The following is a 17,654-nucleotide window of genomic DNA, read 5'->3' as shown; positions in this document are numbered from 1 at the left end:
GTCAACTCCCTGAGTCGGCGTTCGACTTGGCGGGTACCCACGGCACGCGCTTCATGCCTGCGTGTCCGGGCCTGAGGCGCGCTGCCCCCCTCCGGCAGCGCGCCACAGGCCCTGGCTTGACCCACTGTGACCTGCGGCGAATGCCGATCGGGAGGGATCTTCGGCGTTGTCACCCTGATAGGGGAACACCGCCCGGATCCCTCCCGACGAAACGAACCGGCGCCTCGGGCGCGTCAGATGTGCGCCGCGCCCGCTCCCGCTTCGGCGTTCTCGCCGCGCTTGGTGAGGAACGCGACCGCGACGGCCACGAGCGCCACACCCGCGGCGACGAGGGAGGCGAGGCTCATGCCGGAGATGAACGTGTCGTGCGCCACGTCCGTGATCTTCGCGGCGATGGCCTCCGGCGTGCCCGGGGCCACCGGTGGCACGCCGACCTGGACCGCCTCGGAGGCCTGGGCCTCCTGGGCCGCGGTGAGCGGCGGCAGGCCCGCGGAGGTCCAGTTGCCGGCGAGGTCGCTGTCGACCTTGGAGGCCATGACGGCGCCCAGGACGGCCGTACCGAGGCTGCCGCCGATCTGCATGGCGGCCTGCTGGAGACCGCCTGCCACACCGGACAGCTCCATGGGCGCGTTGCCGACGATGACCTCGGTGGCGCCGACCATGACCGGCGCGAGGCCGAGGCCGAGCAGGGCGAACCAGACCGACATGATGGCGCTGCCGGTGTCCGTCGCGAGCGTGGACATGCCGTACATGGCGATCGCGGTGAGCGCCATGCCGCCGGCCAGGGGGACCCGCGGGCCGAACTTGGTGATCATCGCGCCCGCGAGCGGGGAGCCGACGATCATCATGCCGGTGAGCGGCAACAGGTGCAGGCCGGCGTCGATCGGGCTCATGCCGTGGACGTTCTGGAGGTAGAACGTCACGAAGAACAGGCCGCCCATGAACGCGATGGCCATCAGGACCATCAGGACGACACCCGCGGACAGCGGGACCGAGCGGAACAGCGCGAGCGGGATCAGCGGCTCCTTGACCTTCGTCTCCCAGAAGGCGAAGAGCGCGAAGCCGATCACCGAGGCGGCTATGAAGGCCCACGTCTTGCCGTCGCCCCAGCCCCACTCGGGAGCCTTGATGAGCGCCCAGACCAGGCAGAACATCGCGGCGGACAGCAGGGCGATGCCCAGGATGTCGAAGGAGCGCGGGGCGTTCTCGGCACGGTGGTCGAGCAGGATCAGCACGCCGAGTACGACGGCGACGATGCCGACCGGCACGTTGATGAAGAACACCGACTGCCAGTTGACGTGCTCGACGAGGACGCCGCCGAGGATGGGGCCGCCGGCGGTCGAGGCGCCGATGACCATGCCCCAGATGCCGATGGCCATGTTGAGCTTCTCGGCCGGGAAGGTCGCCCGCAGCAGGCCGAGCGCGGCCGGCATCAGCAGCGCGCCGAACAGGCCCTGGAAGACACGGAACGTGACGACCGCCCCGATGCTGCTGGAGAGCCCGATCGCACCGGAGGCGGCGGCGAAGCCGATCACGCCGATCAGGAAGGTCTGGCGGTGCCCGAAGCGGTCACCGAGCTTGCCGGCGGTGATCAGGGAGACCGCGAGGGCGAGGAAGTAGCCGTTGGTGATCCACTGCACCTCGGCGAAGGTGGCGCCGAGGTCCTTCTGGATGGCCGGGTTGGCGATGGCCACGATGGTGCCGTCGAGGGCCACCATCATGACCCCGACCGCGACGGTGATGAGGGTGAACCAAGGGTGCCCGCGCAGCCCCTTGGCCGGAGTCACGTCCGACGGGACCGCCGGCGCGTCGCCCCCCGACCCCGTCTTGTCGATGGTGGTCTGACTAGTCATGTGTTCGAGGCTAATGACAGCCGCTGACAATTGACAAACCAATTCACAAGTCGGTAACTGACACCCATGGAAACACTGCGCGAACGCAAGAAACAGCGCACCCGGGACGCGCTGCTGCGGACCGCACTGGAGCTCTTCACCAGCCAGGGATACGAGCACACGACCGTCGACGACATCGCCGCGGCCGTCGACGTCTCACAGCGCACCTTCTTCCGCTACTTCGCCGGCAAGGAGGAGGCCGCCCTCGCGCTCCAGGACATGACGGTGGCGCACTTCCTGGACGCGGTGCGCGCCCGCCCGCTGCACGAGCCGCCCATGGAGGCGCTGCGGCAGGCGGTCCTGGAGGGCTGGGACACGCTGCACGACGTGGTCGAGGCCGTCGCACCGGTCGAGCTGTACCTGCGCATGTACCAGGTGGTCGAGTCGACGCCTGTGCTGCTCGCCGCCCATCTGCGCAAGTCCGTGGAGATCGAGGAGGCCATCGCCCTCATCCTCGCCGAGCGCGAGGGCGTCGACCTCGAGACCGATCCACGACCGCGCCTGGCGGTGGCCGTGTTCGGAGGGGTGATGCGACTGACGGAGCGTCAGTGGAGCACGGGCGAGGACTTCAGCCTCGACGCGATGCGGGCACTGACCGTCTCGCATCTCGAACAGGTGGGCCCCGCACTCAGCGAGAGCTGGCGAACACGCTGAGGTCATGGGCCTGTTCGCAGCGCTGTGATCGAAACGTGATACCTGTCACTTGGTTAACGCGAGACCCTCCCGTTCTCCTAGTGTGTCCTCCCAGTGACTTCCTTCGACACCTCCCCGCAACTGAACGTCTGGCGCGCTCTTCTCGCGCTGGCCGTGGTGTTCGTGATGCTGGCGACCACCGGTTGGACCGCCCTGCGTCACCATCGCAGCGCAGCACCGCTCCAGGCCTCGATCAGTGCCTGGGAGCACGGCAGCATCGCCGGCCGCCGACTGCCGGACGCGGACTCGTCCCCCACGCGGCTCGCCCGGTTCTTCGCCTCGCTCAGCGACCACCAGCGCAGTGCCCTCGTGCACCGCTATCCGCTCGCCCTGGGCAACATGAACGGCGCCCCCGTCGAGCTGCGCTACCGCGCCAACCACGTCGCGCTCGACGAGGCGCGCGAGGTCGAGCGCAAACGCATGCACGACGCCAGACTCACGCCCGACGGGCAGCGTGAGGCGGGCCGCCGTATGCACCGCTTCGAAGCGATGATGCAGGCCGACCGCCGCATCCTCGCCTTCGACCCGGAGGGCGCGGGGCGGGCCGCGGAGGTGTTCGGAGATCTGACCAGGGCCGAGCGGATCTCGGTCGTCGTCCCCGGCGTCGACACCGACCTGCTCACCTTCCAGCGCACCAACCGCAAGTACTCGGCGCCGGTCGGCATGGCCGAGTCGCTGTACGCGGCCGAGCGTGAGGCCGGCCCCACGACGCGCACGGCCGTGATCGCCTGGGCCGACTACACCACCCCGAACGGGCTCGGCATCGACTCGGCGACGGCGATGCGGGCGCAGTCGGGGGCCGTACGGCTGAACGCGCTGGTGCGCGGACTGCCCGGCAGCTCGCCCGTCTCGCTGTTCTGCCACAGCTACGGCTCGGTGCTGTGCGGCCTCGCCGCGCCCGCGCTGCCGGAGCGGGTGGCCGACATAGCGGTGGCCGGCAGCCCCGGAATGCGGGTCACGAAGGCCTCCCAGCTCGGCACGTCCGCGCATGTGTGGGCGATGCGGGACGCGGACGACTGGGTGCAGGACGTGCCGTATCTGGAGGTCGGCGGGCTGGGACACGGGGAGGACCCGGTGTCCTCGGCGTTCGGGGCGCGGGTGCTGTCCGCGCGGGAGGCGAAGGGGCACGGCGGCTATTTCGAGCCGGGCACGGACAGTGTGGCGAACTTCGCCGAGATCGGGGTCGGCGCATACGACGCGGTGCGCTGTGCCGACGATGCCGATGCCTGCCGGGCGGGTTTGTCCGACACGGCGTCGGCCGGACGCGCGTAGACGCGCAGGAATTGCGGTGTACGCGGGGTGGCGACGGAGGAGCACGTGCCGCATACGATGAGCCGCATGGGTGACGTACTGGCCGGATTTCATGCCGCCTGGGAGTTCGAGTCCGACTCCGTGCTCATCCGCTACGAACGGGGGATTCGAACACCTAAGCTCTTTCAGGCACTCGGTGAGCGTCGTGTTCCCTATGCGGCGATCGGCGCCGTGACGCTGACGCCGGGCAAACGCGGGACCGTCGCGCTGCGCATCGAGCCCAGACCGGGCGCCGATCCACTGCTGGAGGCGGCGTCCGGGCAGTTGAAGGAGGGCGGCGATCCGTACCGGCTGGTGTTGCCGGCGGAGCGCGAGACGCTGGCCGAGTACTACGGCGACGAACTGCGGGCGCAGCTCACGGAGTCGGGGCCGGCCGAGGAGTTCCTCGTGGGGGCGCCCGAGGTGCCGATGCACTTCAAGGCGTATGACGCGAAGGCGTCCTTCGACGGCAACATGGTCCGGTTCAGGTGGTTTTGGACTGGTGCGTCCTCGGCGAAGTGGAAGGCCGGCGATCAGAGCTTCCCGGTGGGCGAGCTGAGCGGGGTCGAGTGGCGGTCGCCGGAGGTGTTCGAGGGGCATCTGCGGCTGCTGCGGCGGGACTCGGCGGATGCGCAGCCGGCGCAGGCCGATCAGGATCCGGCGGCCGTCGTGTTCGGACTCGGGTACGGGCCGGTGCACGAGTCGTTGCCGTTCGCGGCGGCGGTTCTCTCGGCGGTCCGCAGGAGTGGGCCGGCCGCCGCGGTGCCGGCCAGTGCGCCGAGGCGCGATCCGGCCGACATCGCGGAGAGGATCCGGCATCTGGGGGAGCTGCATGAGGCCGGGCTCGTGACCGACGAGGAGTTCTCCTCCAAGAAGGCAGAGTTGCTGGCGGAGCTTTAGGGCTCCGCGTCTGCCGGATCTGTTCGTCGGCGGGTGCGGGTCGTGGGGGCTGGTCGCGCAGTTCCCCGCGCCCCTGAGGGCGTTGCAGATCCCGGCGCCTCAAAGGGCCGCAACTCGCCGCCCCACCCGCGGCTACTCCCGTCCGCCGACGCGCAGGGCCGCGTTACTCCCTGCCTCCCGACGCAAAGGACATGTCCGCGTACCTGTCGCCCGCCACCTTGTCGGCGATCGGCTCCAGGGTGGACAGCTCCTCCTCGGTCAGGACGATCCGTGTCGCCGCCGTGTTCTCCTCGACGCGTGCCGGCCTGCGGGTGCCGGGGATCGGGACGATCGAGAGGCCGTGCACCGATGCGCGCTGCTGTACCCAGGCCAGGGCGATCTGTCCGAGCGTGGCCCCGTGGGCCTCGGCGACCGTGCGGATCGGGTCCAGGAGGGCGGCGTTCGCCGCGGCGTTCTCGCCCGTGTAGCGGGGCTGCTGGCGGCGGAAGTCGCCGGCCGTCAGGTCCTCGGCCTTGGCGAAGGAGCCGGTGAGGAAGCCGCGGCCGAGCGGGGAGTACGGCACCAGGGTCACGCCCAGTTCCCGGGCGGCCGGCACCACCTTCGCCTCGATGTCACGGCTGAACAGGGACCACTCGGACTGCACGGCCGCGATCGGGTGCACGGCGTGCGCGGCGCGCAGCTCGGCCGCCGTCACCTCGCTGAGGCCCAGGTGCTTGATCTTGCCCTCGCGGACCAGGTCCGCCATGACGGCGACGGTCTCCTCCAGAGGGACGGCCACGTCGCGGCGGTGCATGTAGTAGAGGTCGATCACGTCGACGTCCAGGCGCTTCAGGCTCGCCTCTACGCACTGGCGTATGTAGGCCGCGTCGTTGCGGATGATCCGCTTGGTCGGGTCGTCCGGGTGGATCGCCAGACCGAACTTGGTGGCGATCACCACCTCGTCGCGGTGGGCCCGGAAGAACGGGGAGAGGAACTTCTCGTTCTCGCCCGCGCCGTACGCGTCCGCCGTGTCGTACAGCGTGACGCCCAGCTCCAGGGCCCGCTCCAGGGTCGCCCTGGACTCGTCCGCGTCCGACGGGCCGTACGCGAAGCTCATGCCCATGCAGCCCAGGCCCTGGACACCGACCTCGGGTCCGCTCGCGCCGAGTCGTGCTGTTGCGATCCTGCTGTCGGTCATACCGCCTTCTCCGTCTTCTCCTGCTCGTACAGACGCCCGGCGTCCGCGTAGAAACTGATCTTCCGGTCGAGCACGGCGAGCGTGTCCTGGAGCTCGGCGATCCGGGCGAGGACGTCGCGCCGGGTCGTCTCCAGCAGCTCGAAACGCTCGCCGAAGGTGTGGTCGCCCTCGCGCACCAGTTCGGCGTACCGGACCATGTCGGCGACGGGCATGCCGGTCAGCCGCAGCTTGCCGACGAGGTCGAGCCAGTCCAGGTCCCGGTTGCTGTAGCGGCGCTGGCCGGTGTGCGAGCGGTCGACGTGCGGCATGAGCCCGATCCGCTCGTACCAGCGCAGGGTGTGGGCCGTCAGGCCGGTGAAGGCGACGACCTCGCTGATCGTGTAGCTGTCCTGGCCTTCCGGCCGCCGGTGGGGATGCGGCGGGGCGGCGCAGGTGTCGGTCCTGGTGCTCGTGGTCTCCATCACCGTCATGACCTCAACGCTATGGCCTTGGAGTGCGCTCCAAGCAAGCGGAAACGGTAAGAAAAGCGCGGGACGTCGCGCGATCACCGTGACTAGCGTGCGGGGCATGAGTCTCGTACGCCGTGCCTTGCCCGAGGACGCCGCCGAAGTGCTGCGCCTGCGTCAGGTGATGATCGACGCGCTGCCCGGCGGGGACGGCTCCACCGACTGGCACACCGAGTCCCTGCCGGGACTGACGGCGAAGCTGGGCGAGGCGGACGGGGAGTTCGCCGCCTTCGTGGTCGACCATCCGGACCGGCCGGGGGCGCTGGCGGCTCTGGTGGTCGGGACGATCGACTACCGGATCGGGAAGGCGGGCAATCCGCGCGGACTGACGGGTTACGTCTTCAGCGTCGCCACCGATCCGCACGCCCGCCGCCGCGGGTACGCGCGCGCGTGCATGGACGAGCTGCTGGCGTGGTTCCGCGAACGGGGCGCCGGGCAGGTCATGCTGACCGCGTCCGCGCAGGCCCAGCCGCTCTACGCCGCCCTCGGCTTCGTCCACAAGCCGGACCCCACGATGATTCTGAAGCTCTGAGCGGCTTAGGCTCACAGGCATGTCCTTGCAGAGCCTCGCACTGATCGAGAACTGGCCGGTGCCCACCGCGGCAGCGGGTGTCGTACGCGCGGACGGCACGGTCGTGGGTACGCACGGCCCCGTCGGGCACCGCTTCGCGCTGGCCTCGGTCACCAAGCCGCTGGCCGCGTACGCGGTGCTCGTCGCCTACGAGGAAGGGGCCGTCGAGCTCGACGAGCCGGCCGGGCCCGAGGGGGCGACGGTGCGGCATCTGCTCGCGCACACCTCGGGACTGGCCTTCGACGAACACCGGGTGACGGCCCCGCCCGGAGAGCGCCGGCTGTACTCCAACGCCGGGTTCGAGCAGCTCGGGGACCATGTCGCCAAGGCGACGGACATCCCGTTCGCGGAGTATCTGCGGCAGGCGGTCCTTGAGCCGCTGGGCATGACGGCCACCTCCCTGGAGGGCTCCCCGGCCAAGGACGGCGTGTCGAGCGTCGAGGACCTGCTGCGGTTCGCGGCGGAGGTGCAGGCGCCCCGGCTGCTGGACCCGCGCACGGTCGCCGAGGCGATGACCGTGCAGTACCCCGGGACGAAGGGCGTCCTGCCGGGGTACGGGCACCAGAACCCCAACGACTGGGGCCTCGGCTTCGAGATCCGCGACGGCAAGTCCCCGCACTGGACGGGCGCCTCGTCCTCGCCGCGCACCTTCGGGCACTTCGGGCAGTCGGGCACGTTCCTGTGGATCGACCCGGGCGCGGGCGCGGCCTGCGTCGCGCTGACCGACCGGGCGTTCGGACCGTGGGCGGTCGAGGCGTGGCCGCCGTTCACGGACGCGGTGCTGGCCGGGCTGTAGGCGCGGTCACGCGGTCACCTGTCCTTGGGCGACCCGGGCTCCGGCAGGGCGCCGAGCCTCTCGCCGGAGCCCTCGGTGTCGATGTGCGGCAGGACCCTGTCCAGCCAGCGGGGCGTCCACCATGCGTGTTCGCCCAGCAGCGTCATCACGGCGGGCACCATGAGCAGACGGACCACCGTGGCGTCGATGAGCACACTGACCGCGAGCCCCAGGCCCAGCATCTTGACGACGATGTTGTCGCTGATGATGAAGGCCGCGAACACGCTCACCATGATCAGTGCCGCGCAGGTGATCACACGCGCGGTGATCTCCAGCGCGTGGGCGACCGAGTCCTTGGCGTCCCCGGTGCGCAGCCACGCCTCGTGCACCCGGGAGAGCAGGAAGATCTCGTAGTCCATGCTCAGGCCGAAGATGATGGCGAACATCATCATCGGCACATAGCTCTCGATGGGCACTTTGCCGTGCACCCCCAGCGCGGGCCCGCCCCAGCCCCACTGGAAGACCGCGACCACGACGCCGTACGAGGCCGCGATCGACAGGACGTTGAGGACGGCCGCCTTCACGGCGACCAGCAGGCCGCGGAAGACCGTCAGGACGATCAGGAAGGCGAGGCCCACCACGACCGCGATGATCAGCGGCAGCCGCTGCGCGACGATGTCGCGGAAGTCGACCTGGGCGGCCGTGGTCCCGGTGACGTAGCCCTTGGCGTCGGTGCCGGACGCCGCGTCGGGGAGCGTGTGGTCGTAGAGCCGGTTGGTGAGGTTGGTGGTGTCCTTGTTCTGCGGGGACACCGACGAGTAGACGGTGCCGACCAGGACGTCGCCGTCCTGGGTCGGCTGCAGCGGGCTGACGAAGGAGGTCCCGGACTCGTCGTTCAGGGCCTGCTGGGTCTTCGAGGCCAGGTCGGAGCGCTGTGAGTCCGGTACGTCCGTCTGATCGACGACGATGGTGAGCGGCCCGTTGGAGCCCGCGCCGAACGCGTCCGTCATCAGGTCGAAGGCCCGCCGGTCGGTGAAGGACGTGGGGTCGGCGCCGTCGCCGATGTGACCGAGCTGGATCGAGAAGACGGGGATGGCCAGCACCGCGACGGTGACCACGCCGGCGGACAGGTACCGCCACGGATGGTGCTCCACGCGCTTGGCATAGCGGTGCCAGGTGCCCTGCGACGTGTCGCCTCCGGCCTCGGTCTCGGCGATGGGCCTGCGCACGTGCCAGCGGTCGACGTTGCGGCCGGCCAGCCCCAGCAGGGCGGGGACCAGGGTCAGCGCGCCCAGGACGGCGGAGACGACCGTGACGGCCGCGGCGACGCCGAGCAGGCCGATGAAGCTCACACCGGACACCCACAGGCCCATCAGGGCGACGATCACCGTGGTTCCGGAGACCAGAACCGCGCGTCCGGAGGTGGCGGCGGCGTGACCGGCGGCGCGCACCGGATCGGCGCCGTCCATGAGGTTCTGCCGGTGCCGGGTGAGCAGGAAGAGGGCGTAGTCGATGCCGACGCCGAGGCCGATCATCGTGGCCAGGGTGGGCGAGACCGTGGCGAAGGTGAACGCGATGGCGAGCAGCCCGAGGCAGGCCAGCCCGCCCACCACCGCGATCAGGGCGGAGATCAGCGGCAGGAAGGCGGCGATCACACTGCCGAAGCCGATCAGCAGTACGACGATGGCGACGCCGAAGCCGATCGCCTCGCTGATCCGGTCGTTGCCGGCGGGCCGCTCCAGCTCGCCGAGCGATCCGCCGTACTCGACGTCGACGCCGGCCTGTCTGAGCGGCTCCACGGCCTTGTCGACGCCGTTCAGATAGCTGTCGCCGAGGAGGGAAGGCTGCTCGTCGAAGCGGATGGTGATGTAGCCGGTCTTCCCGTCCGAGGACAGCGGCCCGACCTTGGAGGAGGTGGCGTCCAGCGGGTTCTGCACACTCAGGACGTGCGGCAGCTTCTGGAGGTCGGCGACGGTGGTCGACATCTGCGAGCCGAACGAGGTCAGGGGCTTGTCCGCGTCGTGCATGACGATCTGGCTGCTGTAGCCGCCGGCCTGCGGATCGTGTGCCTTGAGGACGTCCAGGCCCTTCTCGGACTGCACGTCGGACAGGGCGAAGTTGTCCGAGTACTCCCCGCCGTGGATGTGGTTGAGGGCCTGGAGCACGCCGAGCGCGACGACCCAGGCGACGATCACGATCACGAAGTGGCGGGCACACCACTCACCGAGCCGTCGCAGTCCCCCTTTCTTCGGGGCGTCGCCCCGTCCCCCTTCGGGCGTGCGTCTTGCCATGGGCTCGGCTCTTCTCTGCCGGGCGGGATTCAGACCTCCATTTGACGCTGCCCCGACCACTTAGGCATCTCGAGCCCCACCGGCTACCCGGCCATCTCCCACATCAGCAGCTCCGCCGAGCTCAGCCCGACGGCCTCCACGTCCTTGGCATCCGTGATGCGCGCCGCGTCCCCCGCGCCCAGCTCCTCGCCGTCCAGGCGCACCGCGCCCCGCACGACATGCACGTACAGATACGCCCCGTCGGGTACGGCCGTCCGCTCGCCCGCGCCCAGTCGGCGCACATGGAGCATGGCACCCGCCTCCGGGACGGCGTACGGCGTGGAGTCGGCGATGCCGTGGACGATCTCGTACGCCGGGTCGCCGCCCGGCGTGAGCGGGGCCAGCCAGGTCTGCAGAAAGGTCAGGGGCGTGCCGGCGTCGTTGCGCTCCACGTGCCGCACGCCGCCCGCCGAGCTCAGCCGCTGGACGTCCCCGGGGCCGACCCGGGTCTCGTGGCCTGCGGAGTCGCGGTGGGTGAGCTCGCCCTCGACGACCCAGGTCACGATCTCGGTGTGGCTGTGCGGGTGCTCGTCGAAGCCGGCGCCGGGCGCGAGCCGCTCCTCGTTGCAGGCGATCATCACGCCGAAACGGAGGTTGTCGGGGTCGTAGTGCGGGCCGAAGGAGAAGGCGTGGCGTGACTCGATGCCCGAGGCCGGATCCCCTCCCGGATAGCGCTCCGCGGCGCGCCGTACATCCATCACGGCACCACCGTAGCCGCACCGCGCAGGGCTCACCCGCGACCCTCCGGCACGCACTCGCGTCCGGATAAGGCAGTCTTGTCCCCGTGCCCGAACCCGAAGCCCGTAAGTCCCCAGCCTCCGCGCACGACGTCCATTCCCACACCGCGACCCTGAAGCGGCTGGAGAAATCCTCCGGTTCCCTCGCCGCGCAGGCCATCGCGAGGATGGACGAGACGCTGCCGTGGTACCGGGCGATGCCCCCGGAGAACCGTTCCTGGATCGGTCTCGTCGCCCAGGCCGGTATCGCCGCCTTCACCGAGTGGTTCCGGCACCCGGACGCGCCGCAGGCCATCTCCACCGACGTCTTCGGGACGGCCCCGCGCGAACTGACCCGCGCCATCACGCTGCGCCAGACCGTGGAGATGGTGCGCACGACCATCGAGGTCATGGAGTCGGCGATCGACGAGGTCGCCGCGCCCGGCGACGAGAGCGTGCTGCGCGAGGCGCTGCTCGTCTACGCCCGGGAGATCGCCTTCGCCACCGCCCAGGTCTACGCCCAGGCCGCGGAGGCACGCGGTGCCTGGGACGCGCGCCTTGAGTCGCTCGTGGTCAACGCCGTGCTCAGCGGCGAGGCCGACGAGGGGGCCGTGTCACGGGCCGCGGCGCTCGGCTGGAACTCGCCGGAGCATGTGTGCGTGGTGCTCGGGACCGCGCCGGACGGGGACAGCGAGCTGACCGTCGAGGCGATCCGGCGGGCTTCCCGGCACGCCAAGCTCCAGGTGCTGACCGGGGTGCTCGGGGACCGGCTCGTCGTGATCGCGGGCGGCAGCGACAGCCCGCTCGCCGTCGCCAAGTCCCTGATCGGGCCCTTTGCCGCAGGTCCCGTCGTCGCGGGGCCCATCGTGCCGGATCTGCAGGCCGCCACGCGATCCGCGCAGGCCGCGGCCGCCGGGCTGAAGGCGTGCTCCGCCTGGCAGGACGCCCCGCGCCCGGTGCTGGCGGACGACCTGCTTCCGGAACGTGCCATCGCGGGCGATCCGAGTGCGCGCGAGCAGTTGGTGGAGGAGATCTACAGACCGCTGGAGGAAGCCGGCTCCGCGCTTTTGGAGACGCTCTCCGTCTATCTCGAACAGGCGAGCAGTCTGGAGGGCGCGGCGCGGATGCTGTTCGTGCATCCCAACACCGTGCGCTACCGGCTTCGACGTGTGACTGACGTCACCGGCTGGTCGCCGTCCGATGTACGCTCCGCGTTCACTCTGCGGATCGCGCTGATCCTGGGGCGTCTGGCCGACGGCGATCTCCAGCTCTAGGCTTTTGTCGGGGCCCCACAAAACCCCTTCGTGTTCTTCGTCCTTGTCCCCACGGGCGGCGCTGCCCGTCCCCAAGAGAGAGTGTGAGAGTGCTCGTACTCGTCGCTCCCGGCCAGGGCGCCCAGACGCCCGGCTTCCTGACCCCCTGGCTCGAACTGCCCGGTGCCGCCGACCGCCTCGGCGCCTGGTCGGACGCCATCGGACTGGACCTCGCCCACTACGGGACGCAGGCCGACGCCGACGCCATCCGGGACACCGCCGTGGCACAGCCGCTGCTCGTCGCGGCCGGCATACTGTCCGCCGCGGCACTCGGTGACATCAACCCGGGTGCGGTCGCCGGCCACAGCGTCGGTGAGATCACCGCCGCCGCCTACGCGGGCGTCCTCGACGACACCGCCGCGCTGACCCTCGTGCGCAAGCGGGGCCTGGCCATGGCCGAGGCCGCAGCGATCACCGAGACCGGCATGTCGGCGCTGCTCGGCGGCGACCCCGAGGTCAGCGTCGCGCATCTGGAGAAGCTGGGCCTGACCCCGGCGAACATGAACGGCGCAGGCCAGATCGTGGCCGCGGGCACCATGGAGCAGCTCGCCGCGCTCAACGAGGACAAGCCCGAGGGCGTACGCAAGGTCGTCGCGCTGAAGGTCGCCGGCGCGTTCCACACGCACCACATGGGCCCGGCCGTCGACAAGCTGGCCGAGGCCGCCAAGGAGATCGTTCCCGCGGACCCGGGCGTCACCTACGTCTCCAACAAGGACGGCCGCGCGGTCGCCACCGGCGCCGAGGTGCTGGAGCGGCTCGTCGGGCAGGTCGCCAACCCGGTCCGCTGGGACCTGTGCATGGAGACCTTCAAGGAGCTCGGCGTCACGGCCCTGATCGAGGCGTGCCCGGGCGGCACGCTGACCGGTCTGGCCAAGCGCGCGCTGCCGGGTGTGAAGACCCTGGCGCTCAAGACCCCCGACGACCTGGACGCTGCTCGCGAGCTCATCGCAGAGCACGCCTGACAAGGAGCCCCGAGCATGGCGAAGCTGAAGCCCAGCAAGGGCGCCCCGTACGCGCGCATCCTCGGTGTCGGCGGTTACCGGCCGACCCGGGTGGTGCCCAACGAGGTGATCCTGGAGAAGATCGACTCGTCCGACGAGTGGATCCGTTCGCGCTCCGGCATCGAGACGCGGCACTGGGCGAACGACGAGGAGACCGTCGCCGCGATGTCGATCGAGGCGTCCGGCAAGGCCATCGCCGACGCCGGGATCTCCGCCGAGCAGATCGGCGGCGTGATCGTCTCGACCGTCTCGCACTTCAAGCAGACCCCGGCCGTCGCCACCGAGATCGCCGACAAGCTCGGCACGAACAAGGCCGCCGCCTTCGACATCTCGGCCGGCTGCGCGGGCTTCGGCTACGGTCTCACCCTCGCCAAGGGCATGATCGTCGAGGGTTCCGCGGAGTACGTCCTCGTCATCGGCGTCGAGCGGCTGTCCGACCTCACCGACCTGGAGGACCGGGCGACGGCCTTCCTGTTCGGTGACGGCGCCGGGGCGGTCGTCGTGGGCCCCGCCAAGGAGCCCGCCATCGGCCCGACCGTCTGGGGTTCCGAGGGCGACAAGTCCGAGACGATCAAGCAGACCGTGCCGTGGACGGACTACCGCGCCGGCGAGGTCGAGAAGTTTCCCGCGATCACCCAGGAGGGCCAGGCGGTCTTCCGCTGGGCCGTGTTCGAGATGGCGAAGGTCGCCCAGCAGGCGCTGGACGCGGCCGGGATCACCTCGGACGAACTGGACGTCTTCATCCCGCACCAGGCCAACGAGCGGATCATCGACTCGATGGTGAAGACACTCAAGCTGCCGGAACACGTCACGGTCGCCCGTGACGTGCGCACCACCGGCAACACCTCGGCCGCCTCGATCCCGCTCGCGATGGAGCGGCTCCTGGCGACCGGCGAGGCGAAGAGCGGCGACACCGCGCTCGTCATCGGATTCGGGGCGGGTCTCGTATACGCCGCGACGGTCGTTACTCTCCCCTAGGCACTCCGTGCCGGATCATGTGAGCCGGCACGGGAAACGCACCACCTGCCGCTGCCGCGGCGGGCGCCAAACCCTCTGAGATATCTACGAAGGAGCGCCGACATGGCCGCCACTCAGGAAGAGATCGTCGCCGGTCTCGCCGACATCGTGAACGAGATCGCCGGCATCCCGGTTGAGGACGTCCAGCTGGACAAGTCCTTCACCGACGACCTGGACGTCGACTCGCTGTCCATGGTCGAGGTCGTCGTCGCCGCCGAAGAGCGCTTCGACGTCAAGATCCCGGACGAGGACGTCAAGAACCTCAAGACCGTGGGTGACGCGACCGACTACATCCTCAAGAACCAGGGCTGATCAATCCGGCCCTGGGGCTGACTGCCCCGCCACCCGGCGGTGGCGCCGCTGAATCCTCGTATCCGTTGGAGAAAGAATTCCCGTGAGCTCGACCAATCGCACCGTGGTCGTCACCGGTATCGGCGCAACCACACCGCTGGGTGGCGACGCAGCCTCTACCTGGGAGGGCCTGGTCGCCGGACGTTCCGGCGTCAAGCCCCTGGAGCAGGACTGGGCCGCCGAGCAGGCGGTCCGTATCGCCGCGCCGGTCGCCGTGGAACCGACCGAGGTCATCCCGCGGCCGCAGGCCCGCCGACTGGACCGCTCGGCGCAGTTCGCGCTGATCGCGGCCAAGGAGGCCTGGGCCGACGCCGGTTTCGAGGCCAAGGCCGGTGAGGACCCGAACGTCGACCCCGACCGTCTCGGTGCCGTCATCGCCTCCGGCATCGGTGGTGTGACGACCCTGCTCGACCAGTACGACGTGCTGAAGGACAAGGGCGTTCGCCGCGTGTCCCCGCACACCGTTCCCATGCTGATGCCGAACAGCCCCTCCGCGAACGTGGGTCTGGCCGTGGGCGCCCGTGCGGGCGTGCACACGCCGGTCTCCGCGTGCGCCTCGGGCGCCGAGGCCATCGGCTACGCCATCGAGATGATCCGCACCGGCCGCGCCGACGTCGTCGTCGCGGGTGGCACGGAGGCGGCGATCCACCCGCTGCCGATCGCCGCGTTCGGCAACATGATGGCGATGTCCAAGAACAACGACGACCCGCAGGGCGCGTCGCGTCCCTACGACGTCGCCCGCGACGGCTTCGTCCTCGGTGAGGGCGCCGGCGTGGTCGTCCTGGAGTCCGCCGAGCACGCCGCGAAGCGCGGGGCCCGGGTGTACGCCGAGGCGGTCGGGCAGGGCATCTCCGCCGACGCGCACGACATCGTGCAGCCGGAGCCGGAGGGGCGGGGCATCTCGCACGCCCTGCAGAACCTGCTGGATCGCAACGACCTGGACCCGGCGGAGATCGTGCACGTCAACGCGCACGCGACGTCGACGCCGGCCGGTGACATCGCCGAACTGAAGGCGCTGCGGAAGGTGTTCGGTGACGACGCCGACCACATGGCCGTGTCGGCCACCAAGTCGATGACGGGTCATCTGCTGGGTGGCGCCGGTGGTGTGGAGACCGTGGCGACGGTGCTCGCGCTGTACCACCGGCTGGCTCCGCCGACCATCAACGTCGAGAACCTGGACCCGGAGGCCGAGGCGAACGCCGACGTCGTCCGCGGTGAGGCGCGCAAGCTGCCCGTCGAGGGCCGTATCGCCGCGCTGAACGACTCGTTCGGGTTCGGTGGGCACAACGTGGTGCTGGCGTTCCGGACGATCTGAGAACGGCGTTAGCTGAGAATGGCCCGGACTCTGGGAAGAGTTCGGGCCATCGCCGTTGGTTGAACTGTTGTCGGCCGGGCGCGAGCCGGTGGGGGCTTGTCGCGCAGTTCCCCGCGCCCCCGACAAGTCGGCGTTGGCGGCCGGGTCTCTCTAGACGACCTGGTGGAGCCAGCGCACCGGGGCGCCCTCGCCCGCGTATCTGAAGGGCTCCAGTTCGTCGTCCCACGGCTTGCCGAGGAGTTTGGCGATCTCGGCCTCCAGGTCCGTCTCCTCGCGCTGTGAGCGGGCCAGGGCGGCGCGCAGGCGGTCCTCCGGGATGAGGATGTCGCCGTGGATGCCGGTCACCGCGTGGAAGATGCCGAGTTCGGGCGTGCAGCTATAGCGCTCGCCCTCGGCGGTGGGGCAGGGCTCGGCCGTGACCTCGAAGCGCAGCAGGTGCCAGCCGCGCAGGGCGGAGGCCAGCTTGGAGGCCGTGCCCGCCTCGGCCTGCCAGGAGAACTCCGAGCGCCAGGTGCCGGGCGCGGCGGGCTGCCGGATCCAGTCGAGGTTGACGCGCGTGCCGAGCACCCCGGCGACGGCCCACTCGACGTGCGGGCACAGCGCGCGCGGCGCGGAGTGCACGTACAGAACTCCACGTGTCGTCACCGGGACCTCCGGGCAGAGCGGACATCTTACGAACTGGCGGACGATAGTGGCCGGGCGGCCACGTTGATGGCGAGGCTACCGTGCGGCGGCGCAAGGAGTGTGACGTACCGTCCGTCCCGGTGCCGCCAAACGCCCACCATTCACCCGGCAGGACGCTTGTACGGGTGTGAGCCGTTGCATCGGCCGGGTGGGAACCCTCGTGCGCTGTTATGGGTTGGACACATCAGTGGGTGGACCGACCGGGCGAGCGAGGGGATGGACCAGGGCATGCCGAAGCGACGGCACCTTTCGCGCGCTGTCCTCGCCGCCGTGACCGCGGCAGTTGTGGGTGCGGCCGGCTGTGACGCCGTCGGCGGCGACTCCCCGGCTCCGTCCGGTACTGAGGCGCGCGGCGGCCGGCCGTCGCCGAAGCCGACGCCCAGTTGGGACCGCAGTCCGGCCTCCGTCGCGGCCGTGGGCGACTCCATCACCCGCGGTTTCGACGCCTGCTCGGTTCTGTCGGACTGCCCCGAGGTCTCCTGGGCGACCGGCAGCAGCCCCCAGGTCGACAGCCTGGCCGTACGGCTGCTGGGGCGGACGAAGGCGGCCCGGCAGAGCTGGAACTACGCGGTGACCGGGGCCCGGATGGCGGACGTGCCGGGGCAGATGGCCCAGGCCGCGACGCGCAGGCCGGAGTTGGTGGCGGTGATGGCGGGGGCGAACGACGCCTGCCGTGCGTCGGCCGAGGAGATGACCCCGGTGGCCGACTTCCGGAGGCAGTTCGAGGACGCGATGAGCACGCTGCGGGAGTCCCTGCCGAAGACGCAGGTGTTCGTGGCGAGCGTGCCGAACCTGAAGCGGCTGTGGGAGCAGGGCCGTACCGACCCGCTGGGCAAGCAGGTGTGGAAGCTCGGTATCTGCCCGTCGATGCTGAGCGATCCCGACTCCCTCACCGCGCAGTCCAACCAGCGGCGCGAGACGGTGCAGGGGCGGGTCGAGGCGTACAACAAGGTGCTGGAAGAGGTCTGCGAGAAGGACCGCCGGTGTCGTTTCGATGACGGCGCGGTGTACGACTTCCGTTTCGGCACCGAGCAGCTCAGTCAGTGGGACTGGTTCCATCCGAGTGTCAACGGTCAGGCACGGCTGGCCGAGATCGCCTACCGGACGGTCACGAACTAGTGTT

The 17,654-nt window shown here is 70.4% G+C and carries 17 protein-coding genes; 11 read left to right on the top strand and 6 right to left on the bottom strand.

The features are described from left to right. Positions 1–233: 233 nt before the first annotated feature. Complete coding sequence (locus ACZ69Q_RS19000; protein ID WP_471043032.1) at positions 234–1,853, bottom strand: MFS transporter; 1,620 nt, start codon at positions 1,851–1,853, stop codon at positions 234–236. A gap of 66 nt (positions 1,854–1,919) precedes the next feature. Between ACZ69Q_RS19000 and ACZ69Q_RS18995 the strand changes: the two genes are divergently transcribed. The 3 genes from ACZ69Q_RS18995 to ACZ69Q_RS18985 all read left to right on the top strand — a co-directional run bounded on the left by ACZ69Q_RS18995 (position 1,920) and on the right by ACZ69Q_RS18985 (position 4,775). After that, on the top strand, positions 1,920–2,546 hold the full coding sequence (locus ACZ69Q_RS18995) for a TetR family transcriptional regulator (protein WP_471043030.1): 627 nt from the start codon (positions 1,920–1,922) through the stop codon (positions 2,544–2,546). A gap of 93 nt (positions 2,547–2,639) precedes the next feature. Next, positions 2,640–3,857: an alpha/beta hydrolase gene (locus ACZ69Q_RS18990; protein WP_471043028.1), complete on the top strand. Its 1,218-nt coding sequence runs from the start codon at positions 2,640–2,642 to the stop codon at positions 3,855–3,857. A 57-nt stretch (positions 3,858–3,914) separates the two neighbouring features. Beyond that, complete coding sequence (locus ACZ69Q_RS18985) at positions 3,915–4,775, top strand: DUF4429 domain-containing protein (protein ID WP_471043709.1); 861 nt, start codon at positions 3,915–3,917, stop codon at positions 4,773–4,775. A 163-nt stretch (positions 4,776–4,938) separates the two neighbouring features. On the opposite strand, the gene ACZ69Q_RS18980 is transcribed toward ACZ69Q_RS18985, so the two are convergent. Together ACZ69Q_RS18980 and ACZ69Q_RS18975 are read right to left on the bottom strand one after the other, a co-directional pair. Then, complete coding sequence (locus tag ACZ69Q_RS18980; protein ID WP_471043026.1) at positions 4,939–5,952, bottom strand: aldo/keto reductase; 1,014 nt, start codon at positions 5,950–5,952, stop codon at positions 4,939–4,941. Continuing rightward, positions 5,949–6,422 (bottom strand): MerR family transcriptional regulator, encoded by a 474-nt coding sequence (locus ACZ69Q_RS18975; protein ID WP_471043025.1) that lies wholly within the window; start codon positions 6,420–6,422, stop codon positions 5,949–5,951. The genes ACZ69Q_RS18980 and ACZ69Q_RS18975 overlap by 4 nt, the downstream gene beginning before the upstream one ends. Before the next feature lie 97 nt (positions 6,423–6,519). Here ACZ69Q_RS18975 and ACZ69Q_RS18970 point away from each other — a divergent pair, with 97 nt between their 5' ends. Together ACZ69Q_RS18970 and ACZ69Q_RS18965 are read left to right on the top strand one after the other, a co-directional pair. Next, the gene (locus ACZ69Q_RS18970) at positions 6,520–6,990 is read left to right on the top strand and encodes a GNAT family N-acetyltransferase (RefSeq protein ID WP_471043024.1); all 471 of its coding nucleotides are present in this window, start codon (positions 6,520–6,522) and stop codon (positions 6,988–6,990) included. Positions 6,991–7,009: 19 nt separating this feature from the next. After that, positions 7,010–7,825 (top strand): serine hydrolase domain-containing protein, encoded by an 816-nt coding sequence (locus ACZ69Q_RS18965; protein ID WP_471043023.1) that lies wholly within the window; start codon positions 7,010–7,012, stop codon positions 7,823–7,825. A gap of 14 nt (positions 7,826–7,839) precedes the next feature. On the opposite strand, the gene ACZ69Q_RS18960 is transcribed toward ACZ69Q_RS18965, so the two are convergent. Further along, positions 7,840–10,095, bottom strand: coding sequence for an MMPL family transporter (locus ACZ69Q_RS18960; protein WP_471043020.1), 2,256 nt, complete (start codon positions 10,093–10,095; stop codon positions 7,840–7,842). 83 nt (positions 10,096–10,178) lie between these two features. Further along, positions 10,179–10,832, bottom strand: coding sequence for a pirin family protein (locus ACZ69Q_RS18955; protein WP_471043707.1), 654 nt, complete (start codon positions 10,830–10,832; stop codon positions 10,179–10,181). An 86-nt stretch (positions 10,833–10,918) separates the two neighbouring features. On the opposite strand from ACZ69Q_RS18955, the gene fasR reads away from it, so the two are divergent. The 5 genes from fasR to fabF all read left to right on the top strand — a co-directional run bounded on the left by fasR (position 10,919) and on the right by fabF (position 15,847). Further along, complete coding sequence (gene fasR / locus ACZ69Q_RS18950; RefSeq protein ID WP_471043018.1) at positions 10,919–12,124, top strand: fatty acid biosynthesis transcriptional regulator FasR; 1,206 nt, start codon at positions 10,919–10,921, stop codon at positions 12,122–12,124. Positions 12,125–12,213: 89 nt separating this feature from the next. Next, entirely contained in the window at positions 12,214–13,125 is a 912-nt protein-coding gene (locus ACZ69Q_RS18945; RefSeq protein WP_471043015.1) for an ACP S-malonyltransferase, read from the top strand. 15 nt (positions 13,126–13,140) lie between these two features. Continuing rightward, positions 13,141–14,142, top strand: a complete 1,002-nt coding sequence (locus ACZ69Q_RS18940; RefSeq protein WP_471043012.1) for a beta-ketoacyl-ACP synthase 3 — start codon at positions 13,141–13,143, stop codon at positions 14,140–14,142. A 102-nt stretch (positions 14,143–14,244) separates the two neighbouring features. Then, positions 14,245–14,493 (top strand): acyl carrier protein, encoded by a 249-nt coding sequence (locus tag ACZ69Q_RS18935; RefSeq protein WP_019067091.1) that lies wholly within the window; start codon positions 14,245–14,247, stop codon positions 14,491–14,493. Between the two features lie 82 nt (positions 14,494–14,575). Continuing rightward, a complete protein-coding gene (fabF, locus tag ACZ69Q_RS18930) occupies positions 14,576–15,847 on the top strand; it encodes a beta-ketoacyl-ACP synthase II (protein ID WP_471043010.1) in 1,272 nt (423 codons plus the stop codon). 150 nt (positions 15,848–15,997) lie between these two features. Here fabF and ACZ69Q_RS18925 read toward each other — a convergent pair whose 3' ends face one another. Beyond that, complete coding sequence (locus tag ACZ69Q_RS18925) at positions 15,998–16,492, bottom strand: DUF3145 domain-containing protein (RefSeq protein WP_471043007.1); 495 nt, start codon at positions 16,490–16,492, stop codon at positions 15,998–16,000. Between the two features lie 267 nt (positions 16,493–16,759). Here ACZ69Q_RS18925 and ACZ69Q_RS18920 point away from each other — a divergent pair, with 267 nt between their 5' ends. Then, positions 16,760–17,650 (top strand): SGNH/GDSL hydrolase family protein, encoded by an 891-nt coding sequence (locus tag ACZ69Q_RS18920; protein WP_471043005.1) that lies wholly within the window; start codon positions 16,760–16,762, stop codon positions 17,648–17,650. The last annotated feature ends 4 nt before the right edge of the window (positions 17,651–17,654 follow it).

The sequence above is a fragment of the Streptomyces sp. NPDC036764 genome (assembly GCF_055609385.1).
This window is presented reverse-complemented; position numbering and strand designations above follow the sequence as displayed.